Origin of the sequence: Pseudomonas sp. IAC-BECa141, assembly GCF_020544405.1 — a bacterium.
Taxonomy (GTDB): Bacteria; Pseudomonadota; Gammaproteobacteria; order Pseudomonadales; family Pseudomonadaceae; genus Aquipseudomonas.
This window is the reverse complement of sequence record NZ_CP065410.1, coordinates 543,244-568,233: the sequence shown is the minus strand read 5'-3', so window position 1 is coordinate 568,233 and position 24,990 is coordinate 543,244. Positions and strand designations below refer to the sequence as shown.

At 60.6% G+C, this 24,990-nt stretch carries 22 protein-coding genes and 1 riboswitch; of the genes, 7 read left to right on the top strand and 15 right to left on the bottom strand.

Annotated elements, in window-relative coordinates:
* The first annotated feature begins 43 nt into the window (after positions 1 to 43).
* Complete coding sequence (locus I5961_RS02515) at positions 44 to 790, top strand: RsiV family protein (protein WP_085701039.1); 747 nt, start codon at positions 44 to 46, stop codon at positions 788 to 790.
* Here I5961_RS02515 and cytX read toward each other — a convergent pair.
* From cytX to I5961_RS02500, 3 genes are all read right to left on the bottom strand, one after another.
* A complete protein-coding gene (gene cytX / locus I5961_RS02510) occupies positions 759 to 2,051 on the bottom strand; it encodes a putative hydroxymethylpyrimidine transporter CytX (protein WP_227234243.1) in 1,293 nt (430 codons plus the stop codon). The genes I5961_RS02515 and cytX overlap by 32 nt on opposite strands.
* A gap of 140 nt (positions 2,052 to 2,191) precedes the next feature.
* Entirely contained in the window at positions 2,192 to 4,081 is a 1,890-nt protein-coding gene (gene thiC / locus I5961_RS02505) for a phosphomethylpyrimidine synthase ThiC (RefSeq protein ID WP_227234242.1), read from the bottom strand.
* Positions 4,082 to 4,227: 146 nt separating this feature from the next.
* Positions 4,228 to 4,333: riboswitch (TPP riboswitch) on the bottom strand.
* Between the two features lie 7 nt (positions 4,334 to 4,340).
* A complete protein-coding gene (locus I5961_RS02500) occupies positions 4,341 to 4,514 on the bottom strand; it encodes a hypothetical protein (protein WP_227234241.1) in 174 nt (57 codons plus the stop codon).
* Between the two features lie 15 nt (positions 4,515 to 4,529).
* Between I5961_RS02500 and I5961_RS02495 the strand changes: the two genes are divergently transcribed.
* Positions 4,530 to 5,963: a TolC family outer membrane protein gene (locus I5961_RS02495; protein WP_085701042.1), complete on the top strand. Its 1,434-nt coding sequence runs from the start codon at positions 4,530 to 4,532 to the stop codon at positions 5,961 to 5,963.
* Positions 5,964 to 5,993: 30 nt separating this feature from the next.
* Here the strand turns inward: I5961_RS02495 and waaA are convergent, their stop codons facing one another.
* Together waaA and I5961_RS02485 are read right to left on the bottom strand one after the other, a co-directional pair.
* Positions 5,994 to 7,274, bottom strand: a complete 1,281-nt coding sequence (waaA, locus tag I5961_RS02490) for a lipid IV(A) 3-deoxy-D-manno-octulosonic acid transferase (protein ID WP_227234240.1) — start codon at positions 7,272 to 7,274, stop codon at positions 5,994 to 5,996.
* An 11-nt stretch (positions 7,275 to 7,285) separates the two neighbouring features.
* A complete protein-coding gene (locus I5961_RS02485) occupies positions 7,286 to 8,188 on the bottom strand; it encodes a LysR family transcriptional regulator (protein WP_085701044.1) in 903 nt (300 codons plus the stop codon).
* A gap of 102 nt (positions 8,189 to 8,290) precedes the next feature.
* Here I5961_RS02485 and I5961_RS02480 point away from each other — a divergent pair, with 102 nt between their 5' ends.
* The 4 genes from I5961_RS02480 (at position 8,291) to I5961_RS02465 (ending at position 11,720) form a co-directional block, all read left to right on the top strand.
* Positions 8,291 to 8,623, top strand: coding sequence for a DMT family transporter (locus tag I5961_RS02480; protein ID WP_085701045.1), 333 nt, complete (start codon positions 8,291 to 8,293; stop codon positions 8,621 to 8,623).
* 115 nt (positions 8,624 to 8,738) lie between these two features.
* Positions 8,739 to 9,914: an NAD(P)/FAD-dependent oxidoreductase gene (locus tag I5961_RS02475; RefSeq protein ID WP_227234238.1), complete on the top strand. Its 1,176-nt coding sequence runs from the start codon at positions 8,739 to 8,741 to the stop codon at positions 9,912 to 9,914.
* A complete protein-coding gene (locus I5961_RS02470; protein WP_227234237.1) occupies positions 9,911 to 10,723 on the top strand; it encodes an aldo/keto reductase in 813 nt (270 codons plus the stop codon). Before I5961_RS02475 ends, I5961_RS02470 begins: the two co-directional genes overlap by 4 nt.
* Before the next feature lie 31 nt (positions 10,724 to 10,754).
* Positions 10,755 to 11,720: a metal ABC transporter ATPase gene (locus I5961_RS02465; protein WP_085701048.1), complete on the top strand. Its 966-nt coding sequence runs from the start codon at positions 10,755 to 10,757 to the stop codon at positions 11,718 to 11,720.
* Between the two features lie 4 nt (positions 11,721 to 11,724).
* On the opposite strand, the gene I5961_RS02460 is transcribed toward I5961_RS02465, so the two are convergent.
* From I5961_RS02460 to msbA, 7 genes are all read right to left on the bottom strand, one after another.
* The gene (locus I5961_RS02460; protein WP_227234235.1) at positions 11,725 to 12,525 is read right to left on the bottom strand and encodes a hypothetical protein; all 801 of its coding nucleotides are present in this window, start codon (positions 12,523 to 12,525) and stop codon (positions 11,725 to 11,727) included.
* Positions 12,526 to 12,538: 13 nt separating this feature from the next.
* Positions 12,539 to 13,225, bottom strand: coding sequence for a hypothetical protein (locus tag I5961_RS02455; RefSeq protein ID WP_227234233.1), 687 nt, complete (start codon positions 13,223 to 13,225; stop codon positions 12,539 to 12,541).
* A complete protein-coding gene (locus I5961_RS02450) occupies positions 13,226 to 14,200 on the bottom strand; it encodes a glycosyltransferase (RefSeq protein WP_085705254.1) in 975 nt (324 codons plus the stop codon).
* A gap of 130 nt (positions 14,201 to 14,330) precedes the next feature.
* On the bottom strand, positions 14,331 to 15,752 hold the full coding sequence (gene hldE / locus I5961_RS02445) for a bifunctional D-glycero-beta-D-manno-heptose-7-phosphate kinase/D-glycero-beta-D-manno-heptose 1-phosphate adenylyltransferase HldE (RefSeq protein WP_085701052.1): 1,422 nt from the start codon (positions 15,750 to 15,752) through the stop codon (positions 14,331 to 14,333).
* A 64-nt stretch (positions 15,753 to 15,816) separates the two neighbouring features.
* Positions 15,817 to 17,217 (bottom strand): PIG-L deacetylase family protein, encoded by a 1,401-nt coding sequence (locus I5961_RS02440; protein ID WP_085705256.1) that lies wholly within the window; start codon positions 17,215 to 17,217, stop codon positions 15,817 to 15,819.
* A gap of 4 nt (positions 17,218 to 17,221) precedes the next feature.
* Positions 17,222 to 18,118 carry a GNAT family N-acetyltransferase gene (locus I5961_RS02435; RefSeq protein WP_085701054.1) on the bottom strand — a complete coding sequence of 299 codons (897 nt, stop codon included), beginning with the start codon at positions 18,116 to 18,118 and terminating at the stop codon, positions 17,222 to 17,224.
* Complete coding sequence (gene msbA / locus I5961_RS02430; RefSeq protein WP_085701055.1) at positions 18,112 to 19,932, bottom strand: lipid A export permease/ATP-binding protein MsbA; 1,821 nt, start codon at positions 19,930 to 19,932, stop codon at positions 18,112 to 18,114. Before msbA ends, I5961_RS02435 begins: the two co-directional genes overlap by 7 nt.
* Before the next feature lie 126 nt (positions 19,933 to 20,058).
* On the opposite strand from msbA, the gene I5961_RS02425 reads away from it, so the two are divergent.
* Positions 20,059 to 20,712, top strand: coding sequence for a lipopolysaccharide kinase InaA family protein (locus I5961_RS02425; protein ID WP_085701056.1), 654 nt, complete (start codon positions 20,059 to 20,061; stop codon positions 20,710 to 20,712).
* Between the two features lie 3 nt (positions 20,713 to 20,715).
* Here I5961_RS02425 and I5961_RS02420 read toward each other — a convergent pair whose 3' ends face one another.
* From I5961_RS02420 to I5961_RS02410, 3 genes are read right to left on the bottom strand one after another with little or no spacing between them, the layout of a single operon-like run.
* Positions 20,716 to 22,176, bottom strand: coding sequence for a hypothetical protein (locus I5961_RS02420; RefSeq protein WP_227234231.1), 1,461 nt, complete (start codon positions 22,174 to 22,176; stop codon positions 20,716 to 20,718).
* 55 nt (positions 22,177 to 22,231) lie between these two features.
* A complete protein-coding gene (locus I5961_RS02415) occupies positions 22,232 to 23,140 on the bottom strand; it encodes a glycosyltransferase family 2 protein (RefSeq protein ID WP_085701058.1) in 909 nt (302 codons plus the stop codon).
* A complete protein-coding gene (locus I5961_RS02410) occupies positions 23,133 to 24,887 on the bottom strand; it encodes a carbamoyltransferase (RefSeq protein WP_085701059.1) in 1,755 nt (584 codons plus the stop codon). Before I5961_RS02410 ends, I5961_RS02415 begins: the two co-directional genes overlap by 8 nt.
* Positions 24,888 to 24,990 lie beyond the last annotated feature (103 nt).

The following is a 24,990-nucleotide window of genomic DNA, read 5'->3' as shown; positions in this document are numbered from 1 at the left end:
AAGCGGTAACTTTTTGCCTTCCCCTGCTTCAGAAAGGACGCCCATGTCGCTTTTCAAAATTGCCTCCGTGGCCGCCATCGCCCTGACCCTGGGCGCGTGCGCCAGCCTGTTCCAGCCCAACTACCGCACGCCGCTGGAAACCACCCGCGACGCCTCGGAAACGCTGAAACCCGGTTGCTCCAACCCGGACTGCCCGCTGGTGAACATCGATACGTTGCGCTTTCCGGCAGAACCGGCTCTGGACGGCATCATCGAAAAACGCCTGCTGCAAATGACCCGCACCGCACCGAACGCCCCGGTGGCGCCGACGCTGGCAGCGTATCGCGAGCAATTCCTGGCCAACGCCGGCCCGCGCAACAGCAGCTATTTGCAGGCGAAAGTACGCGAGCAGCATGACGGTCTGGTGATCATCGAAACGTCGAGCTACCTGGACACCGGCGGTGCCCACGGTACACCGGGACGCGGTTTCATCAACTATTCGCGTCAGCAGCACAAGGTGCTGACCCTGGCGGACATGTTGCTGCCGGGTCAGGAAGAGGCGTTCTGGAAAGCCGCGCAAGTGGCCCACAACAGCTGGCTGATCAGTACCAAGCTCGATCAGGAACCGGAGTTCGTGAAGAGCTGGCCGTTCGTCAAAACCCCTAACGTGGCGCTGACCTACGGCGGCGTGATCCTCAAGTACGACGTGACCACCATCGCGCCTTATGCGCTGGGCCACGTCGAACTGAAAATCCCTTACCCGCGCCTGAATGGCATTCTCAAGCCCGAGCTTTTTCCCGGCCGTAACTGAAAGCTCGGCCGAGCACGAGTTGCAGCAGCCCTGCCAGCACCAGCGCCGGCAGGGTCGCGCCGACATCCGGATACAGGTTGGCCAGCAAGTGATAGGTGCTGATGCCACCCAGCCAGGCCAATAGTGCCGGCCAGCGCAACGCGGCCGATGACACCTGGGCACTGCGCTTGCGCAGGATGAAGTGATCCACCAGTACCACGCCGAACAGCGGTGCGAACACCGAACCGATCAGCAACAGGAAGTTCTGGTATTGCGCCAATGGCGCGAGCAAGGCGATCAGGGTGCAGATCACACCGATGGCCAACGCCAGATGCTCGACTTTCAGACGCAACAGAATCCCGCTGGAAACCGCCGCCGAGTGAATGTCGGCGAAAGCGTTTTCCGACTCATCCAGCAGAATCAGCAACAGCGGAATGCCCAGACCTGCGCCAGCCAGCGCCAGCAGCAGCGCGTTGACCTCACCGCTCGGCGCAAAGGCCAGGGTGTAGGCCACGCCCAGGCTCATCAGCCAGAAATTGCCGATGAAGAAACCGATCGCTGTGCCGCCGAATACGTTCTTCGCCCGCTGCCCGAAGCGCGAGTAGTCGGCGATCAGCGGCAGCCACGACAGCGGCATCGCGATGGCGATATCGAAGCCCACGGCGAGCGGCATCGAGCCATCCCCGGCCTGTGCCCACAAGGCGGCGAGATCGGCCTTGGCAAACAGGTTCCAGGTCAGCCAGATGCACGCGCCCAGAATCAGCCAGATGCCCCACTTGCGCAGGATCTTGCGCACGAACGTCAACGGCCCGCTGACCGCCAGCAACGTCGCCAGCGCACCGAAGCACAGGGTCCACAACATCGGACTGGCCCACAGCGAACCTTCGCTGAATGCACGAGTGCCGAGCAGGCTGGCCGCATCGCGCATGACGATGATTTCGAAAGAACCCCAACCGATCAGTTGCAGCAGGTTGAGCAGCGCCGGCAGGCTCGCGCCTTTGCTGCCGAGGCTGAGTTTCAGCGCGGCCATCGACGACAGGCCGGTGTCGCTGCCGATCACGCCAACGGCGGCCAGCAACAAGACGCCGACCAGGGTGCCGAGGAAAATCGCCAGCAGCGCTCCCGACAGGCCCAGCCCCGGCGCCAGCAGTGCACCGGTCTGCAAGACCATCAGGCCGATGCCGAGGGAGAACCACAGGGAAAACAGATCGCGACCGCCGAATACACGCTGGCTGGCGGGCACGGCGAGGTCGGGGGAATAAGTACCGGGTTGAATGCTCAAGGGTGTTATCTCAGAGGGACATTTGTTGTTGTGTCGACCGTATTCGCGAGCAAGCTCGCCCCCACTTTGGAATGCATTCAAATGTGGGAGCGAGCTTGCTCGCGAAGGGGCCATTACAGGCCCCACCCTTTCAGGTCAGATCAAACCTTCTTGTACAGCTGACTGCCTTCCTTCCTGAACCGCTCGGCCTGTTCCGCCAGGCCCTGGGCGACATCCACGTCGACCGCGTCGATCCGCTGGTTGGCCGCGTATTCGCGGACTTCCTGAGTGATCTTCATCGAGCAGAATTTCGGCCCGCACATCGAACAGAAATGCGCGACCTTCGCCGAATCCTTCGGCAGGGTTTCATCGTGATACGAGCGGGCGGTGTCCGGATCCAGACCGAGGTTGAACTGGTCTTCCCAACGGAATTCGAAACGCGCCTTGCTCAAGGCGTTGTCGCGGATCTGTGCGCCCGGATGCCCCTTGGCCAGGTCCGCTGCGTGAGCGGCGATCTTGTAGGTGATGATCCCGGTCTTCACGTCATCCTTGTTCGGCAAGCCCAGGTGTTCCTTCGGCGTCACGTAGCAGAGCATCGCGCAACCGAACCAGCCGATCATCGCCGCACCGATGCCGGAAGTGATGTGGTCGTAACCCGGTGCGATGTCGGTGGTCAGCGGACCGAGGGTGTAGAACGGCGCCTCGTCGCAGCACTCCAGCTGCTTGTCCATGTTCTCTTTGATCAACTGCATCGGCACGTGGCCCGGGCCTTCGATCATGCATTGCACGTCGTGCTTCCAGGCGATTTTGGTCAGCTCGCCGAGGGTTTCCAGTTCGCCGAACTGCGCTTCGTCGTTGGCGTCGGCAATCGAGCCCGGACGCAGGCCGTCGCCCAGCGAGAAGCTGACGTCGTAGGCCTTCATGATTTCGCAGATTTCCTCGAAGTGGGTGTAGAGGAAGTTCTCTTTGTGGTGCGCCAGGCACCACTTGGCCATGATCGAGCCGCCACGGGAAACGATGCCGGTCACCCGTTTGGCGGTCAGCGGCACGTAGCGCAGCAGCACGCCGGCGTGGATGGTGAAGTAGTCGACGCCCTGCTCCGCCTGCTCGATCAGCGTGTCGCGAAACAGCTCCCAGGTCAGGTCTTCGGCCACGCCATTGACCTTTTCCAGCGCCTGATAGATCGGTACGGTGCCGATCGGAACCGGCGAGTTGCGGATGATCCACTCGCGGGTTTCGTGGATGTGCTTGCCGGTGGACAAGTCCATCACGGTGTCCGAGCCCCAGCGAATGCCCCAGGTCAGTTTCGCCACTTCTTCTTCGATGGACGAACCCAGCGCGCTGTTGCCGATGTTGCCGTTGATCTTCACCAGGAAGTTACGGCCGATGATCATCGGTTCCAGTTCGACGTGGTTGATGTTGGCCGGAATGATCGCGCGGCCACGGGCGATTTCTTCGCGCACGAATTCAGGAGTGATTTCTTTCGGGATGCTCGCGCCGAAGCTGTGGCCGGCGTGCTGCTGATTCAGCAGACCGGCAGCGCGGGCCTCTTGCAGTTTCATGTTTTCGCGGATGGCGACGTATTCCATCTCGGCGGTGATGATGCCTTTGCGCGCGTAGTGCATCTGGCTGACGTTGGCCCCGGCCTTGGCGCGGCGCGGGTTGTTGACGTGGGCGAAACGCAGCTTGGTCAGTTCCGGATCGGCCAGGCGCTCCTGACCGAAATTCGAGCTAAGGCCCGGCAGGCGCTCGGTGTCGCCACGGTCGTCGATCCATGCCGAACGCACGTCACCCAGACCTTTGCGCACATCGATCACCACGTTCGGGTCGGTGTACGGGCCCGAGGTGTCGTAGACGGTGACCGGCGCGTTGATTTCGCCGCCGAAGTCGGTGGGGGTCACATCGAGGGTGATTTCGCGCATCGGCACGCGGATGTCCGGGCGGGAGCCCTGAACGTAGACTTTTTGCGAACGGGTGAACGGTTGAACCGACTGTTCATCGACCTTGGCCGAGTCACTCAGGTTGATCGCGTTTTTAGATTTTGTAGTCATCACGGGCTCTCCAGACAGCATCCAGGCAGTGGATTGTCGGAGCAGAACCTGAAAGGCACGGACGCACCAGGACTGGTGCTGTGCCTCGTCGTCGAGCGTTCGATTGTCGAACAATTTCCCGGACGAAGCACAAGAGGACTCGCCGGGTGACGAGAAATCTTGTTCCCTACGCAGGCGCTAACCTGATCAGGTTCAACGGGATCCGAAATTATTCGATCTCAGCCTCATAGCAAGGCACCCCGACAAGAACCCGGCCAGTCTAGACACAACCGGCAAAGAACGCCAACACCGCTGCAAACACCATGATGAATGGCGCAATTGGCAGATTGTTGCCTTCCGCCTGCGCAACTACACTCGCTACGCCATGCTGCGCCTTGACGCTGCATGGGCTGCGCCTTACCTTTGGCGCCCGGATTATTTCCATAATATTCATGCTAGGGATCGCCTCATGCTGCGCAAACTCTCACTGGCTGTCGCCGTGTCTTGTGCGTCCACCGCAACGGTATGGGCAGCAGAAGCGCCTTTGTCGACCAGAACGGATCTGGTCAGCGTCTATCAGGAAGCCGTCGACAACAACGCCGACCTGGCCGCCGCCCGCGCCCAGTACGGTGCGCAGAAAGAAGTCGTGCCCCAGGCCCGCGCCGGGCTGCTGCCTAACCTGTCCGGTGGCGCCCAGGTGGCCAATGTGCGCACCGACATCGATCAGCCGTCGGCGGTCGCCAACCGCAGTGCCCAGTCGTATCAGGCGACCCTGGCGCAACCGCTGTTCCGCGCCGACCGCTGGTTCCAGTACCAGGCCGCCAAGGACGTCAACGAGCAGGCCGCGCTGCAACTTTCGGCCACCGAGCAGAACCTGATCCTGCAAACCGCCGAAAGCTACTTCAACGTGCTGCGCAGCCAGGACAACCTGGCCTCGACCAAGGCCGAAGAAGCCGCGTTCAAGCGCCAGCTCGACCAGTCCAACGAGCGCTTCGACGTGGGCCTGTCGGACAAGACCGACGTGCTGCAATCGCAAGCCAGTTACGACACCGCGCGCGCCAACCGGATCGTCGCCCAGCGTCAGGTCGATGATGCGTTCCAAGCGCTGGTCACCCTGACCAACCGTCAGTACAACTCGATCCAGGGCATCGTCCACACCTTGCCGATCCTGCCGCCGGCGCCGAACGACGCCAAGGCCTGGGTCGATACCGCCGCGAAACAGAACCTCAATCTGCTGGCCAGCAACTTCGCGGTCAGCTCTGCCGAACAGACTTTGAAACAGCGCAAGGCCGGCCACCTGCCGACCCTCGACGCCGTGGCGAAGTACGAGAAAGGCGATAACGATTCGTTCGGTTTCAGCAACCCGAATGCCTTCGGCACGCCGTATGGCGGCAACGTCGAACAGCGCACCCTGGCGTTGCAGGTGAACATCCCGCTCTACAGCGGCGGCCTGACCAGCTCCCAGGTGCGTCAGTCTTATGCGCAGCTGGACCAGACCGAACAGCAACGTGAAGGCCTGCGCCGGCAGATCGTCGAAAACACCCGCAACCTGCACCGCGCGGTGAACACCGACGTCGAACAGGTACAGGCGCGCCGCCAGTCGATCATTTCCAACCAGAGCGCAGTGGAAGCCACGGAAATCGGTTATCAGGTGGGGACGCGCAACATCGTCGACGTGCTTGACGCCCAGCGTCAGCTCTATACTTCGGTGCGCAATTACAACAACACCCGCTACGACTACATCCTTGACAACCTGCGCCTGAAGCAGGCGGCGGGGACGTTGAACCCGGGCGACCTGCAGGATCTGACCCGCTACCTGAAAGCCGACTACAACCCGGACAAGGACTTCCTGCCCCCGGATCTGGCCAAGGCTGCCGAAGCCCAGCTCAAGGCTCGGCCTTAAACAAAAAACGCAGCCCTGAGGCTGCGTTTTTTATGGGCGGTCGATCAACCTTCCCAGTCCATCGAGCAAGCGCTGCAACGCGCCCTGATTGCGGCGCATCACGCTCAGCCCGTTTTCTGCCATGCGCTGTGCGTCGCGCGGCAGTTCAAACAGACGCTGCACTTCTGTCGCCAGACCTTCAGCGTCATCCACCTCGGCCAATGCCCCGGCGCTGCGCAGTTGCGCGGCGATGTCGAGGAAGTTGAACAGGTGCGGGCCGCTGATCACCGGTTTCGCCAAGGCTGCCGGTTCCAGCAGATTGTGCCCGCCGTTGGGCACCAGGCTGCCGCCGACGAACGCGCTGTCAGCCAGGGCATAGAGAAACAGCAGCTCGCCCATGGTGTCGCCAAGCAGCACCGAAGTCTGCGCATCGACGCTCGCGCCAGTGGAGCGACGCACCGTGGCAAAGCCTTCACGCTGGCACAACTCGAACACCGAGTTGAAACGCTCCGGGTGACGCGGCACCAGAATCAGCAACGCATCGGGATGGTTGGTGAGCAAGCGACGGTGAGCATTCAGCACCACTTCGTCTTCGCCTTCATGGGTGCTGGCGGCGATCCACACCGGGCGCTCCTGAGCCTGCCACTGGCTGCGCAGCTCAGCGGCGCGTTGCAGCAGTTGCGGGTCGATGGTCAGGTCGAACTTGATCGAGCCAGTGACTTCGACTGTCTCCGGGCGCGCACCGAGATCACGGAAGCGCTGGGCTTCGGCTTCGGTCTGTACGGCGAACAGGCTCATCTCGGCGAGCATCGGCGCGGTCAGTTTGCTGAACCGGCCATAGCCCTTGGCGGAACGCTCGGACAGTCGTCCATTGGCCAACGCCAGTGGAATCCCGCGCTTGGCACATTGGTGAATGTGGTTGGGCCACAGTTCGGTTTCCATGATCACTGCCAGTTTCGGCTGCACGCGATCCAGAAAACGCGCGGCGGCACAGGGCAAGTCATACGGCAAATAGCAGTGCTGGATGCGTGGCTCGTTGGCGAACAGCGCATGGATACGTTCCGAACCGGTTGGCGTCATGCAGGTCACGGTGATCGGAAGCGTCGGATAGCGTTGCAGCAGCGCGCGGATCATCGGCGCGGCGGCGATGCTTTCGCCCACCGACACTGCGTGGACCCAGATACCACCGGGTTGCAATGTCGGCATCCCGTAGGAGAAACGTTCGCCAATCCGTTGGGCATACGCCGGCGCCTTGCGCGAGCGCAGCCACAGCCGAATCGCCACCAATGGCAGCCCCAGATAAAACAGCGCGGTGTAGAGAGTTCTATTCATGGCGGCGGAGTTTATCGGCTTTTGCCGCCGATCGCCCGCAGGTGTATGGCAAATCGCTCCGCCAGCCAACGAGCTGCCGGCCCCAATGGTTCGTCACGGCGCCAGACCAGTTCCACCACCAGTGCCGGCGGCGTCCATTCGCTGTCCAGCTCCACCATCAGGCCCTGATACGCCGAGTACTGCACCACATGGCGCGGCAGCCAGGCCCAGCCAAGGTCGCGCACCAGCCATTCGGCCATCACGTAGAAACTGTCGGCGCGCCACACCTGTGGGCTGGCCGGTTCGCTGCCGGGGTAGACGCTGGTCTGGGTCGACATCAGCAGCTGCCGATGCTGGGCCAGTTGCTGGCAATTGACCCGGGACTGCGCGGCCAGCGGATGATTGACGCCGCAGACCGTGACCATCTCCACGCTGCCCAGCACCCGGCGCTCCAGCGCTTCGGGAATTTCGTCGTGATAGAACAGCAGCCCGAGATCGGCCCGGCGCTCCACCAGTTTGCGTGAAACCTCGCCCTGGGCGGCGCTGGTCAGTTGCACCTCCAGACTCGGGAACTGCTCGGCCAGCGCACCAAAACTTTCCACCAGCGCCTGATAGGGCATTGCCTCGTCCTGCGCCACCCGCAATTGCGCCTCCTGCCCGCGCATCATGGCCACGGCCCGGCCGTTCAGGCGTTCGCACTGACGCAGCACTTCGCGCGCCTCCTCCAGCAATGCCTCCCCCGCCTCGGTCAGACTCGGCTGACGACCGCTGCTACGCTCGAACAGGCTGACTCCGAGATCGTCCTCCAGCATCGCGATCGCGCTGCTGATCGCCGACTGTGCCTTGCGCTGCTGACGCGCCACAGCGGAAAACGAACGCTGCTCGGCCACCGCAACGAACACCCGCAACTGCTCCAGATTCCACTGCATGCTCATTGACCAACCCATCTTTTATACAGATAGGTAATGACTTTACCCCATCTGGGGAGTCACTAGAATGCCGCCTCAGAAAGCAATGCTTCACATGAGGAATTGAACATGAACGCTTACGTCTACCTGGCCATCGCCATCTGTGCCGAAGTGATCGCGACCGTTTCGATGAAAGCCGTCAAAGGCTTCAGCACGCCACTGCCACTGGTGCTGGTCATCGTCGGCTACGCCATCGCGTTCTGGATGCTGACCCTGGTGGTACGCAGCGTACCGGTGGGCGTGGCCTACGCGGTGTGGGCCGGCATGGGCATCGTGATGGTCAGCGTCGCGGCGCTGTTCATCTATGGGCAGAAGCTGGATCTCCCGGCGATGCTCGGGATGGCGCTGATCGTGCTCGGCGTGGTGGTGATTCAGCTGTTCTCGAAAACCGCCGGCCATTGAAACACTGACGAGCATCAAGCCATAAGCTGCAAGCTCGACCGATTTACAGCTTCGGGTTGCAGCTTGCAGCTTGAAGCTTGAAACTTGCGACTTCTTCAAACCCTGAGGTCGTTGCATGCCATCTCCAATTTCCACCGACGTGCTGATTGTCGGCGCGGGTGTCGCCGGTCTCTGGCTGAACGCGCGTCTGCGTCGCCAAGGTTTCTCGACCGTGCTGGTGGAAAGCGCCAGCCTTGGTGGCGGACAGAGTGTGAAGTCCCAGGGCATCATCCACGGCGGCGCCAAATACGCGTTGCACGGGGCGCTCACCGGCGCCTCGGAAGCCATCGCCGACATGCCGCGTCGCTGGCGTGAAGCTCTGGCCGGCAACGGCGAACTGGATCTGACCGGCGTGCGCCTGCTGTCCGAAGCCCATTACCTGTGGTCGCCGGGCACCCTGGCCGGCAACCTCACCAGTTTCTTCGCCAGTAAAGCCGTGCGTGGCCGGGTCGATCAGGTCAAGGGCGATCAGCTGCCGCCGGCCCTGCAAGACAAACGCTTCAAGGGCAAGGTCTACCGCCTCGCCGAACTGGTGATCGATGTGCCGAGCCTGATCCAGCGTCTGGCCGACCTGTCCGGTAACGGTCTGCTCGCCGGACAAAACATCGAGCCGTTGCTGGAAAGCGGCGTGCTGGTTGGCCTGAAGGTCGACGGCCGTGAGATTCGTGCCCAGCGCATCGTCCTCAGCGCCGGTGCCGGTACTGCCGATCTGCTGACTGCTTTGGGCCTGACCCATCCGGCCATGCAACGCCGGCCGCTGCACATGATCATCGCCAAAGGCCCGGGCCTGAAGCCGCTATATGCGCACTGCCTCGGTGGCGGCACCAAACCGCGCATCACCGTAACCACGCACCCGGCCGCCGACGGCCAGTGGGTCTGGTATCTGGGCGGCGACATTGCCGAATCCGAAGGCGTGGCCCGTGAACCGGCCGAACAAATCGCCACCGCCCAGAAAGAACTCGGTCAGCTATTGCCATGGATCGACCTGAGCACGGTGCAATGGGCCACCCTGCGCGTGGATCGCGCCGAACCGTTGCAAACCGGCCTGACCCGCCCGGACAACGCCTTCCTCGCTGAAGAAGGACGCCTGCTGGTCGGCTGGCCGACCAAACTGGCCCTGGCGCCGGACTTTGCTGACCGGGTGATGGCATCACTTCAACGCGACGGCATCCAGCCGAGCCATGCGACCCCGCTGCCAGAACTGCCAAAACCACCGATGGGCGTTCCCGCCTGGGAGCAACTGCTGCCATGAGCCTGCCGACCCTGCACGACCTGCATCGCCCGCTGGGCAGCACCGGCCTGCTGGTTTCGCCACTGGGCCTGGGCACCGTCAAACTCGGCCGCGACCAGGGCGTGAAATACCCCAACGGCTTCCAGATCCCCGACGACGTCGCCGCGCGCATGCTGCTCAGGCAGGCGCGGGAACTGGGCATCAACCTGATCGACACCGCACCGGCCTATGGCCGCAGCGAAGAACGCCTCGGCCCACTGCTGCGTGGTGAGCGTCAGGACTGGGTGATTGTCAGCAAGGTCGGCGAAGAATTTGTCGACGGCCAATCGACCCACGATTTCAGCGCCGCTCACACCCGGATGTCGGTGGAGCGCAGCCTGCAACGTCTGGAAACGGATTTTATCGACCTGGTGCTGGTGCACTCCGACGGTAACGACCTGGCGATCCTCAACGACAGCGAAGTCTACGCAACCCTCGCGGCGCTGAAGGCCGAAGGCAAGATTCGCGGCTTCGGCTTCTCCGGCAAAACCGTCGACGGTGGCCTCAAGGCACTGGAGCAAGGCGACTGCGCAATGGTCACCTACAATCTGAACGAACAAAACGAGAAGGCGGTCATTGACTATGCTGCTGCCCACGGCAAAGCCATTCTGGTGAAAAAGGCGCTGGCCAGCGGTCATGTGTGCCTGAGTCCCGGCGTGGATCCGGTGCGCGCCAGCTTCGAGTTGCTGTTCGCCCAGCCCGGCGTGGCCAGTGCCATTGTCGGGACCATCAATCCGCTGCACCTCGCCCATAACGTTGCGACCGTTGCCCAGGTCCTTCGTGGTCACTGACGCCGCCTCGCGGCCTTAAGCAGGAGCCGACATGCCGCGTACGCTCATCAGAAAGAACCCGAGCAACTTCAAGACGCTGCCGCTGTTCGTCGAAGCCACGCCGGAAGGCCTGACCTATCAGAGCGTCGGCATGCCGCTGAATTTCACCCAGACCCTTCAGCGGCGTAAACCGGTCAACGTGGCTGACGCCGAGCGCTTTGCGCTGGAGCTGGCCAACCTTGGTGTTTCGGTGCGTCTGACCCTGCACTGGCAGAATCGCGATTACTGGGTGCTGGTGCGTCAGCGGCGGCAGGATCGCGGCGACGTCGTGCTCAAGTTGATTTCCGGTTACGTGCCAGCCCATGAACTGAATATTCCGCTGCACACGGCGATCCAGGAGATCGCCGAGGAATGCCTGCTGGAAACCCCGGAAGGCTGGCTCGGCGGGCGCTTCAACGACACCTGGCTGCCGGCGCCATACGCTTCGGCGCTGCATTATCGCGAGGCCCTGCCCTTTCGCCTGACGCCGCTGTCCGGTTCAGCCAGGCCGGTGCGCTGCGCCAATCTGCAATTGCTTGAACGGCCACGGGCTTACGTGCACTTGCCGACCGCGTCACTGCAATTGATCTACGACCTGCGGCTGGATGTACCCAAGGAAGCCAAGAGCCTCAGCCTGTTCCATGTCGATGAACGACTGGAAGGCGATCAACTGGTGGCCCGGCTGGACCGCAAGCGCCCCGATCTCTACCTGATGCCGCTCAAGGACGGCGCGCCCTTGGCCGAGTTGTATACCCTCAAGCGCGACAAGCTCCTGCCGGCCGGCACCCGCGGGCTTTATCTGGCCGAAAGCTTTGCGACCCAGACGGGCTGGGTCGTGCGTGAAGAGCGGATTCGCTGGAAAGACTGGGTCGTGCAACAGGGCCTGCAACCGGCGAAGCCGCCTCGCGCGGGACTCAAGCAATTGAGTCTGAAGGCGCTGCGTCTGGTTGGCATCGGCAAGAAACGCGCGAGCAAATAGCCGACTAGCGCCGACGATCCATCCAGGTGCGCAAGGTCGCGAAGAAATGGAAATAGCGGTTTTCACGCTTGCCCATGCCGCGCTTGGGCGAAAACGACTCTTCGGCAAAAGCGCCGGTGATTCGCACCCGAGAGGCTTGGGTCGGTAGCGTGCAGACTTTGGCACCGGCCTGCTGTAGTGCGTACTTGAGCAAGCGCTCGGAGTGCAGCTTTCTTCCCGTGGCTTTGCAGAATTGGAAAATGCGCTCGATCCGCTTGCCATAGGCAACATAGGTATCGCGCCCGCAAATGGCAAAGCGGTCGTTCAACCCGCCCCACCACTGCCAGTCCGGAATGTAGGCAAAGTGCCTCCGGGCCTCTGAATGATTGAACACATAGGCGGGCAGCGGATTGTGGAAGAAATTGTCCGGGCGCACGAACACGACGAAATCGGGATTGAAGGTTTCGATCATGCTGGTCACTGTGTGCAGTGAATTGAGCTGATAGATCAGGTTGCGCAGCGACGCATAGTCATCGGCCCAAGTATCGCCCTGCGCTTTGACCTGCTCGAAATCCCAACGCTCCAGTACCCCGTCAGTCGAAGTCAGGGCCCCGATCATCGGCTCGAATGGCTGATAGTTGTCAGCCCCCAACTCGCCTTTTTCGCCTGAGCGGAAGTTCTGTACTTCATCGATTTTGTACAAATGATAGAAGCACTGTACGTCGCTGCCCGCCGGAAACTGCGCCAGAACGTTCTGTTCAATGGAAGGGAAGCAAATCTGCGAATTTCTCGGGATCCCGAAAAAAGCGACGGCAATTTTCAACACTCAACAGCACCTTCTATTTTTGGCAAAAGAGCTTTTGCCACCAGTGACGCGGCTGCAAAGGCACCACAATGACGTCCGACTGCTGCAGCCAGTCGCGCTCGTAATCCCAGGCATGCCCACCCCACAGTTTCCCCGCTTCGTTGGAAAACCCCAGGGTCATGAGCTGATAGGAATAACCGGCGTGACCGCGCAACCAGTCTAAAACCACCAGCGTATTGAAACCGGTAGATGGCCCAACGTAGCGCTTGCCGCCCGGACGGTCGACGGGATAGTTCCACAGAGCCGGCAGCGGGATACGATCCCAATACATGGCCACCCGTGGCAACGGACACATCGGTGCGGCGCAGCCGACCAGCATGGTGAAACAACGCTCGCCCGCATGCTCGAACAACCGTTGCACGTCCGGGCCGTAAGGCAGACCAAAAAAATAGGCGTCCGGCGCGTTATAGCCATGCACGAAGACGTTCAAGCTGTGCTCGTTGAGCAGCGGCGCCTTGATGCAGGTGTTGAAACTGACGACGACGTCATTGGCGCTGATATTCAGCGCCTGAAAATCCGCCGCCGTGATGGCCGGATTATTCGCGATCAGGATGACCCGGTGCGCGCGGCTCAGGCATTCGCGCAATGGCTCGGGCAACGCATCCAACACCGACTGGTCACCGCCGGGGAGCGCATCCAGCGCCATATGTTCATCCTTCATTCAGACCGGCACCTTCATGCCGAAACGCAGTTTCACCCAGAACCGCGTGAATGCTGACGGCGGCTGCCATGGGCGCATCTCGCGCTGTATTTCAGTGGCGAGGGCCTGGCCGACACGGGCGAAGGAATAGCGACTTTCTGCAAAGGCCTGACCATTGCTGGCAATACGCTGCGACAGCTCCGGATCGCCCTGCAACAGCTTGATCTTTTCCACCGCCTCGTCTTCGCTGCGATAGAACACGGTGTTGTGCATGTCTTCGAAGCCAAGCAACTTGTCTTCTTCGCCCTGACTCCAGGCCAGCAGCACACAACCGCAGGCCATGGCTTCGTAGTTCTTGATCATGAACTCGTTCATGCCGATGTCGGCGCTGACGAAAATCTTGATGCGATTGAGCGTTTCCAGGTATTCGGAGCCGGAGCGGGTGCGGGTCACCAGCATACCGGTACGCTGCGCCAGCGATTCGAGCAGTGCCTTGCGCTGGGCGTACTCGGTACTTTTCAGGCTGCCGAGAAAACCGATGGGAATGTCGCGCTCGGACCCGGTGTTGCGCAGCATCTGCTCGTCGTAACCCTTGGAGACGAACACCGTGTCGATGCCTTCAGCGAGCATCTTGCGTGCGACCACCGCCCCGGAAACCAGCGCCCGGCAACTCGGCAGGCGCTTGTAGAGACGCGAATAAACGCCACGATATTTACTGGCGGGCATGTAGTTCTGGTAGGCATCGTGTTCGAGAAAGACCAGCCCGGGAATGCACTTGAGCACCCGCAGTTGCGAGACCAGGCGCTTGACCCTGGAGAAGATAACGACACGATCAAAGGTCTGGTAATCAACCGAGGCCAAAAAAGGCCCCAGGTTCATCTGTTGCTGTTTGCTGAGCCGATAGATGACACATTCATCACAGTTCTGCTGCACGATGTCGTAGAGCCGGTCGAGAATGACCCGCTGTTCGTTCATCACCAGGAGCATGACTTTCATAGGTTAAATGACCACACGATGTAGGCAGGCAAGCGCAGCGGATTCAAACCTGCCAACATCAACGGAAACGGTTAGATCCCCAAGGCAAAATCCGTTCACACGCAGTCCAAAACAATAAAGTTCCATCTGATCAACGACTGCGGATTTTTTCGACAATCGCGGTGGTTGAACTGTTTTCCACCAGTCCCAGCACTTTCACGGTGCCGCCATAAGCCGTCACGATGTCGGCGCCGACCACCTGGTCAATCCCGTAATCCCCGCCCTTGACCAGCACGTCCGGCTTGACCTCACGCAGCAGGTTTTCTGGCGTGCCTTCAGGGAAGCTGATGACCCAGTCCACCGCCCCAAGCCCCGCCAGCACAGCCATGCGCCGATCGACACTGTTGATCGGACGGCCAGGCCCCTTGAGGCGGCTGACCGAAGCATCGTCGTTGACCGCGACAATCAAACGATCGCCTTGAGCCCGCGCCTGCTCCAGGTAGGTCACATGACCTGCATGGAGGATGTCGAAGCAGCCATTGGTGAAAACGATTTTTTCGTTGTGTGCACGGGCATCGGCCACCGCCAGCAGCAGTTGCTCCAGACCCAGCACGCCGCGCTCGGAACCTTCCTCACGCTGAATGGCACGACGCAGCTCCGGAGCGCTGATCGCCGCCGTACCGAGCTTACCAACGACGATGCCCGCCGCCAGGTTGGCCAGCGCCACCGCGTGTGGCAGTTCCTCACCGGCAGCAATCGCCGCCGCAAGGGTGGAAATCACCGTGTCGCCGGCACCAGTCACGTCGAACACTTCACGGGCCCGCGCAGGCAAATGCAAAGCCGGATGATCCGGACGCAGCAGTGTCATGCCGTGCTCGCCACGGGTCACCAGCAATGCGCCGAGATCCAGGTCGTGCATCAGCTTCGCGCCCTTGGTCACCAGCTCGTGCTCATCGGCGCAACCGCCGACGATTGCTTCGAACTCGCTGAGGTTCGGGGTGATCAGGCTCGCGCCCCGGTAGATCGAGAAATCCTTGCCCTTCGGGTCGGCCAGCACCGGGATGCCTTTGGCACGGGCGGCCTGGATCAGCGCCTGATGGTTTCTCAGGGCGCCTTTGCCGTAGTCGGACAGCACCAGCACCTTGATGCCTTCAAGCAGGTCATCGACCTGCGCGCCGAGGGCCAGGGCGTCGGTGGCGAACGGTTCTTCGAAGTCGATACGCAGCAATTGCTGGTGCCGGCTCATGACCCGCAGCTTGACGATGGTCGGCTGGTGCGCGATGCGCTGGAACAAGGCTCGCACGCCCGCACCCTTGAGGCTGTTGCTCAGGCTGTCGGCGGCTTCGTCGTCACCGGTCACACCGACCAGCGACGCCGGCGCACCCAGCGCGGCAATGTTCAAGGCAACGTTGGCGGCACCGCCCGGGCGGTCTTCGATTTGCTCGACTTTAACGACAGGAACCGGCGCCTCAGGGGAAATCCGTGAGGTACCGCCATGCCAGTAACGGTCGAGCATGACATCGCCGACCACCAAGACAGGGGCTTGATCGAATCGCGGCATGGACAACTTCATGGAGCAACCCACATACAAAATGAACAGGGGCGCGATATTAACACAGGGTCAAGGGCCGTCCGCCTCAATCTGAAAGGTCGCGCACCCAGAACAACTCGTGGCGCCGCACAGCCTTGCGGAAAAACTCATTACTGCCAGTGACAGGCCAGCGACGCCCCGCCAGTCCCTGCTGGATCCAGCGGCGCAATTGCCGTTTGAACACTTGCCCGCCCTGCAAGTCGTGCTCCATGGCTAACGCCATGGCCTTATCCAGTTGCACGTCCGGCGACAGCACCGGACTCCACAAGCGGTTGGCCGGCAATGGTTCGATGGCTGGCGGCAGCGCGATCCCGCCACCGGCAGGGCCCATTGGCCAGCGGTCGTTGTCATGCAAATGATTGGCGTACAGCAACATCGTCGTCGGCTTCCAGCTACTCAGGCCAACGGCCTCAAGCAGCGCTTGAGTCGAGGCGACGTGATCGCTGTGTGGATCCAGCTCGGGATGCGGCGTGACGACGACCTCTGGACGGTAATGCTTCAGAAGCGCCGTCAGGTCTTCGACAAGGTTCTGCCAAGTTGGCTGCCCGTCAACATCGGCGGGCAAGGTCAGCGGATTGTGACGGCGCACAGTGCGCACATCGCCTTCCTGCGACTCGAGGGAACCGAAAGCCGTGGCCGGCTCAGCGGCCATCGCAGGCAATTGCAGGCAGTAATAACCCAGCTGCACGCAACGTTCGGCCGGCACGCCACCCCACAGAGGAATCACCAGACTGTCCCAACTGCGCAAACGCCCCTTCAACCGCGCTGCGGCGGCCTGATCAAGGCCCATACGCTGGAAATCTTCAGCTTCGATCTCGCCTTGGGTCAGGGTGACGATGCTGACGTCTTCACTACGGCTGTAAAGACCGAATGCCGCAAGCTCGGCATCGTCGGCATGAGGAGCGATGACCATAACGCGCTGGCGGCTGTAATCAGGGTTCGCCATGACCCAAAGCGTGCCCATGGTACCCGCCGTGCAATATCGTCCGCGCAGGGTCAGCACGCCCTGCGCCAAAGCATCTGCCTGCCCGGAAAGGTTTAGGTAACGCCGCCCTTTCACCCCGCGCTCGAAGTCCTGGCGATCATCCCCCACCGCAACGTAGGGATCGAGCCAGCGACCCAGCCAGCCAGCCTTCAATTCAAGTTCGAGAATGAGTGTCTCGCCCGGCGCCAACGGCTCGCTCAGACGCACCACACCGCCGTCCAGACTGACAGTCTGTCGCGCGGTGTCCGCAGGAAAGTCGTATTGGTAGTCGTCGGACGGCCGGTAAAACAAGTGATCGGCAAACCACGCTTCGTGGGCAACCCAGGCCAGTACCAGCAACAGCGGCACCAGCGACCAGCCGACCAGAAAGCCGACCAGAAACAGCGCAACCACGAAGGCGATGAGGAACAGACGCTTGCCGCGTCGGTGTGCCTTGAGAAGCTGTTGCTTGCGAGCGCTCATCAATTCAGACCTTGTAGACCGGCACCGTGTGGCACCAGCGATCCTTGTACTCACGGTCGGCACGACCGAATGAATAACGCAAAGGCTTACCCAGTGCCTGCGCGTCTGCCCAGGCCTGCTGGGTATTGACGAAACTCAACACGCTACCGGGGCTGAACTCGCGACTCTGCGGGTCGACGCCACCATTGATGTATTCCAGCGAGACCCATTGCGGCGCTTCGACGCGGTACAAAACCTGAATGGCCACGGGTGCCGATTCGAGCATGACCACGGAACCGGTCATGAACTCACGCAACAGAGTGAATACCTCAACGAGCCCGGCCCTGCCAGGTACTTCGAAGCCCCAGCGGCGTTCGAACAGATCACTGTAAGTCTGCGCCTGCTGCGCCGCAGTAAAGTCCGACATCGGCACCAGCGAACCACCCGCCTCTTCCAGCAGGCGCTGCTCGCGACGCTGGTTGTAGCGAAATTTCTTCGAATACTCTTCCGGCAACCGGGCCAGGGCCAAGCCCTCCGGCTGCACTTTCAAGGTACTGATCTGCTCGGCATTGAGCTGGGACACATAGGCCATGCGTTGGCGAACCGGCACGACGACATCCGGCGCGATCGGCAGAATGATTTCCGCATTACCCATGTCGAGCAATCCGCGTTTGCCCTCGCGCTTGAGCACTTCCTTGGACAAGGCCACATGACGGCCCCAGCAAGGAATCGCAGCTACTACCTCGTCGCCAACGACCCAGCCCAGATAACGCAGTTCGATGCCCACGAACATCGACAGCCGCTCGACCACCTCGGGATGCGTGGCAAAGCTGCCGCCGAAGCGCTGCCAGGCGCGGGCGTAAGCATCCTGGTCTATCTCCGTCCAGCCACGCTCACGAATGCTGCGAAACACCTTCAGCATACGTTGGTCGCGTGGGCTGGCTGGAGCTCGTCACCTTCTTCAAACTCCTTGGCATGCAGACGGGAGTAATAGCCGTTCTGCTCCAGCAGTTGCGCGTGGGTTCCGCGCTCGACGATCCGGCCTTCATCCATGACCAGAATCAGGTCGGCCTTCTCGATGGTGCTCAAGCGGTGAGCGATCACCAGGGTCGTGCGGTTTTGCACCACGTGATCCAGCGCCGCCTGAATATGCCGTTCCGACTCGGTATCGAGGGCAGACGTAGCCTCGTCGAGAATCAGCAGCGGCGCATCCTTGAGCAGCGCCCGGGCGATGGCAATGCGCTGGCGCTGGCCGCCAGACAGCAACACGCCGTTTTCACCGACCAGGGTTTCGTAACCTTCCGGCATCTTGATGATGAATTCATCGGCATAGGCCTCGGAGGCGGCCCGTTTGACCTCCTCGAACGGCGCACCCGCCAGGTCGCCATAAGCGATGTTGTTGGTCACCGTATCGTTGAACAGCGTGACCTGCTGGGTCACCAGCGCAATCTGGCGACGCAGACTGTGCAAGGTAAAGTCCTGCACACGGATGCCATCGAGCAGAATCTCGCCCTGTTCATGCTGATAGAAGCGTGGAATAAGACCGGCAAGCGTCGACTTGCCGCTGCCCGAACGCCCCACCAGCGCGACCATTTGCCCCGGTTCAACGACAAAACTGATGTCGTTGAGCACCTGCTTGTCGGTGTCCGGGTATTGGAAACTGAGGTTGCGCACTTCCAGACGCCCCTCAAGGCGATCCTGTTCGACCGTGCCCTCATCCACTTCAGCCGGTTCATCCAGTTGCTCGAAAATACTTTCGGCACCGGCTACGCCTTTCTGAATGGTCGAGCTGACTTCCGAGAGCTGGCGAATCGGTTTTGGCAACAAACCAGCCATGGTGATGTATGCCACCAGGTCCCCCGGTGAGGCATCGCCACGAAGGTACAGCACGAGGAACATGACCACGGCCATGGCGCTGTAAGTCACCAGTTGCAGCATCGGTGTGTAAACCGCGCCGGTCTTGGTCATTGTCAGTTGCTTGTCGGTGTTGCTCTGGCTGGCCTCGCGAAAGCGGGTCTTTTCATAGAGTTCGCCGCCGAAACTGCGCACAACGCGATAACCATGAATCGTCTCGGAGGCAACGTGCGTGACGTTGCCCATCGACACCTGGATCTTTTTGCTTTGCTTGCGGAATTTCTTGCTGGTGCTGTTCACCATGATGCCGATCACCGGCAGGATGGCCACCATCACCAGCGTAAGCTTCCAGTTCATCCACAACAGGGTGAAGAACAGGAAAATCACGGTCATGCCTTCGCGAATGACCACCTTGATCGCGTCCGTTGCCGCGCCGGTGACCATGGTCACGTTGAAGGTAATCCGGGAAATCAGATGGCCGGAGTTGTTCTTGTCAAAGAACCGGTTAGGCAACTCCAGCAGCTTGTTGAACAGCACCACCCGCAGGTCATGCACCAATCCCAGGGAAACCCGGGCCAGGAAGAAGTTGCCAAGGTACGAACCCACGCCCTGTAACAGCGCGATGAGCACGATCATCAACGGCACGGTTTCGAGCAACTGCAATTTGCCCAGATAAGGGTTGCCTGGAAACAGACTGGCTTCAGGATTGGCCAGACCATCGACGAAATACTTGAGGATGTAAGCGAGCATCGGTTGAGTCGATGCGAAGATCAGAAACCCGACGATGCTGAGAAGAAAGAGGCCGGCATAAGGCCGCACGTAAGCCAAAAGGCGGAAATAGATCGCCAGCGTTGACTGGGCTTTCGGTTCAGGACTGCTCATGGTGATCCGCACAATTCAGTGAGGCGGGGATGATATCACACGCATTTTTACCCCGATAAACATGACTTCAAGCCAGCCCTTGATCAAGTCGGTTAAGATACGCCGCTAATGATGGGGAGCCCGATAATGCAATCGATTGATCACAGCACCTACGAGGCACTGCGCGCCGGTGCACACGTACTGGAAGCCGACGGCTCCGGTGACAAGGTGCTTCGATTGGCCGATGGATGCATGCTCAAGCTGTTCCGTCGCAAACGCCTGCTCAGTTCGGCACTGTTCTATCCGTACGCACAACGCTTTGCCGACAACACCAGAGCACTGGAACAGCGCGGCGTTCTTTGCCCAAAAGTCATCGCTGTATACCGCATCCCGAGTATCGAGCGCGACTGCGTTTATTACAGTCCACTGGCGGGCAAGACCGTGCGCCAGCTGCAAGGCTCCAGCGAAGGGACGGACACACTTAGATTTCAACTGGGCGCGTATTTCGCGCAATTGCACGAGAAAGGTGTGTACTTCCGATCGCTGCACTTCGGCAACGTCGTGCTGACCCCGGACAACCAATTGGGCCTGATCGATATCGCCGACCTGCGCTGCCAGAAGCGCGCACTCAGCGACAGCAAACGCCTGCGCAACTTCGCCCACTTGCTGCGTTACAAGGAAGACCGGCAATGGTTGCTGGGGGAAGACGCCGGCGATACGTTTATCGAGGGTTACCGGCAGGCCCTGCCGAGCAACCGGCAGGCACCTCTGATCTCGCGCCTGCGCCCGCTGCTGGGTTGAGCCTTAGCGGCCGATGACCACCACCGTGGCACCTTTGCGATTGGCGAAATGCTCGATGACGCGCAGCTTGTGCGCCGCCAGCCACTCGTTCAGCCATGGTTCGTCACCCTTTGCTTCAATGACGAAATAACGAAAGTCACTGGCATGAGCTGCCGACATGGCTTCTTCCTGAGTCAGAACAGGCATTACATAGCCGCGACCGGCGTAGTAGCTGATCCGCCCATCCTCGAAGTAAGTCGGCGCACCCGGCTCGACGTGGGAGGACATCCAGCGTCCCGCCTCGACATAGTGGGTTTTGCCGGCCCCAGTGGAAATGACGTTGGCCAGCATCACCAGCAACCCTACGATCACCAGCCCCTTGCCCCATCGCGGAAACTCGCGGACAAACGCCGCCAGCCCCATCGCCAGCACCGGCACAAACAGAAGATTCAGGAAGCTCAGGTAGCGTGTATTCATGAACTGCTGCTTGATGAAAAACAGCACCAGAACAAGCAGGTAACACAGCGCCGCCCAGGCGAAGGGACGGTAGTCGCGCCAGTAAATGCCCAGCACCACCCAGTTGCGACGCAATATGAACGGCACAGCAAAAGGCCCCATCAACTTCACGAAAGTGATGGCCATGGTCGCCAGGATGCCGAAGAAAATGATCCGCCCGGCTTCGTCCTGGGAGTACTTGTTGATGAGTGAATTGGCGAACTGGTCGCATAGCATCTGAAACGACGACAGCACGCCACGAGGTTCAATCATGTCCAGATAGAGCATCACGCGGGCAGACAGAAGCACGCCGGACACCGAGATCACCAGCAGACCCAGGATCGGCAACAGTGAAAACTGGAAGAATTGCAGGCGCCGAGTCGAAGACCAGAGATTGGGCAGTTGCCACAATCCCAATGCCACCACCATCAGTAACGCCTCCAGGCGAAACAACGCCGCCGCGACAATCGCCAGATGAATGAGAGCAGCACGCAACCAGCCGCCTCGCGTCTGCCAGCGAAACGCGAGCCACAGCGCAAGCGTGCAAAAAAACCAGAAACCGCACTCACGAATGATGTCGTTACGAAAGGCATTGACCGCAGGCATTGCCAGCACCACCAGACAAGCCCAGCGAGTGATGTGGGGGGTACGCTGGCGGATGCAATCAACCATCAACGCGCTGGTGCCGGCAAAAAACAGTCCGCACCAGAGATAGGCACTCAGCTCCAGTGGCAGATGCAGGACGGCATGGGTGCCTGCCAGAAGTAAGGAAAACCAGGGCCAATCGAACGCTGCCCACGCCACATTGGGCCCATGCTCGGTGACTTGCTGCGCAATATCGATGTACAGCGCCGCATCACGCCCGACGGTTGCAGTACCCATGACTGCGATCAACGAGAGCAGAACACTGCCCCAAAATGCCAGCCAAACTGGGTATTCGTCGATGATTCTGGATACTCGAGTTCCCACTTTACTGCCCGTACCTTTCACCCAGCCACCTCATCGACACTCGTTACCAGGTACGCGCCTGTTCACCGCGAACCATTTACCGAAACAGCAACCGCAAAGCCTTGCGAGTGTATGACCAGCGCGAGAACGTGCGCCAGTCTGCACGCAACGCCTGAAAATAGAACCCTTTGGCCAGAGCGTATTCGCCGTGAGAGTAACAATCACGAAACAACGACAGGCAGCGCTGCGCCAGAAACGCCTGACGCAGGTCAAGCATCTCTTCAGGCATGCGTCGACTGGAGAACACTTCACTCACAACCTGCTCTGTACCGGCGGCAAGGCTTTGACGCAAATCATGTCGCATGCTGTCAGCGTGCTTGTAGATAAGGGCCAGAGGCTTGTCCAGAACGCTGCACGGGAAACGCGCCAGCACTTGGGCAAACACTGGCAGATCCTCGACGTTGCGCAAATGCTCAGGATACGTGCCAGGAACGAACACTTCGCGATGCATCGCGCAGGCCCCGTTGGAAATCGACACGGTCTTGTCCAGCAGGTAGCCCTGTAATCGCTGCCGGGGGGTTAAAGGCAGAGGTTTGGCTGGCTGCAGGCTGTGCCTGCCATCAGCAAACACCGACCAATGGGCACCAATGACCATCATGGTTTGAGGGTTATTGGCAATATGCTCCGAAAGCGCAGCCAGCGCGCCGGGCGCCATTTCGTCGTCGGAGTCGAGGAAAATCAGATATTGCCCGCTCGTCTCCTCAAGCCCGCGATTGCGCACGGTAGACAACCCGCCATTGCTTTTGCGCAACGCACGAAAACGCCCGCCATGCTCGAGCAGAAGCCTCTCCACTACCTCAGGCGTCTCATCCGTCGACCCATCGTCGATGACCAACAGATCCGCCGCAGCCTCATCCAACTGCGCCAACACCGACTCCACTGCACGAGGCAGCGTTCGTGCGTAGTTGTAAACCGGAATAACGACGCTGATCAGTGTCTCAGTCAAGACCGTATCCCTTCACACCCTCTTTAACGACCAGAATATCTTCCATGATCAGGTACTGCAGATCCGAGCCGAAGAACATGTTCAGGGCATCGGTCGGCGAGCAGATCATCGGTTCACCACGGCGGTTGAGCGAGGTGTTCAGGGACACGCCGTTGCCGGTCAGCACTTCCAGCGCCTTCATCATGTCGTAGTAGCGCGGGTTGTATTCGCGCTTGAGCACCTGGGCCCGGGACGTACCGTCTTCGTGGACGACTTCCGGCACTCGGGTCTTCCACTCTTCCGCCACTTCGAAGGTGAAGGTCATGAACGGCGCCGGGTGATCGATCTTGATCATCTGTGGCGCAACGGTGTCGAGCATCGACGGGCAGAAAGGCCTCCAGCGCTCGCGGAACTTGATCTGGTGGTTGATGCGATCAGCCACGCCAGCCACGCTCGGGCAACCGATGATCGAACGACCACCCAGTGCACGCGGACCGAATTCCATGCGGCCCTGGAACCAGGCCACCGGGTTGCCATCGACCATGATTTTGGCAATCTGCTCCGGCATGTTGTCGAGCTTGCGCCAGGTCGGCTTGTTCTCGTGACGGGCGCACGCGGCGATCACGTCTTCGTTGCTGTACGACGGGCCGAGGTAGACGTGTTCCATCTTCTCGACCGGCACGCCACGGGCGTTCGACACATAGGCTGCTGCGCCGACTGCAGTGCCGGCATCGCCGGAAGCAGGCTGCACGAACAGCTCCTTGACGTCGTCACGGGCGATGATTTTCTGGTTGAGCTTGACGTTCAACGCACAGCCACCGGCGTAGGCCAGCTTGCCGGTTTCCTTGAGCACGTCGCCCAGATAGTAGTCGATCATCTGCAGCGCGATTTTTTCGAACAGCGCCTGAATGCTGGCGGCGTAGTGGATGTACGGCTCGTCGGCGATGTCGCCCTCGCGCTTCGGACCCAGCCACTCGATCAGCTTCGGCGAGAAATAGTAACCCTTGCCCTTCTCTTTATAGCGACGCAGGCCGATCACGTTGGCGTAGTCAGTGTTGATCACCAGCTCGCCGTTCTCGAACGAGGCCAGACGCGAGAAATCGTATTTGCTGGCGTCGCCGTATGGCGCCATGCCCATGACCTTGAACTCACCGTCGAGCATGTCGAACCCGAGGAACTCGGTGATCGCGCCATACAGGCCGCCAAGGGAGTCCGGATCGAAGAATTCCTTGATCTTGTGGATCTTGCCGTTTTCGCCATAACCGAAGAAGGTCGTGGCGTACTCGCCCTTGCCGTCGATGCCGAGGATCGCGGTTTTCTCTTTGAAACCCGAGCAGTGGTAGGCGCTGGAAGCGTGGGCCAGGTGGTGTTCCACCGGTTCGATCTTGATTTTCTTCGGATCGAAGCCCAGTTGCTCCAGGCACCAGACGATCTTGTTGCGATAGCGCTTGTAGCGACGGTTGCCCATCAGGATCGCGTCGAGCGCGCGATCCGGGGCGTACCAGTAACGTTTGGCGTATTGCCAGCGAGCCTTGCCGAAAATGCTGATCGGGGCGAACGGAATCGCGACCACGTCAACGTCGGACGGCTTGATGCCAGCCTGCTCCAGGCAGAACTTCGCCGATTCGTAGGGCATGCGGTTCTTTGCATGTTTATCGCGTACGAAGCGCTCTTCCTCAGCCGCCGCGACCAGCTTGCCGTCGATGTACAAGGCTGCTGAAGGATCATGGCTAAGGGCGCCGGACAGGCCAAGAATCGTCAATGCCACAGGGGTCTAGCCTCTTTAGTCTGCATTCAGGCGCGATGCGCCTTGAAAAATGATGTGCCCCCGCACCGGGCGAGAGACAGCTAAAGGGCGGGATTATAGCTTA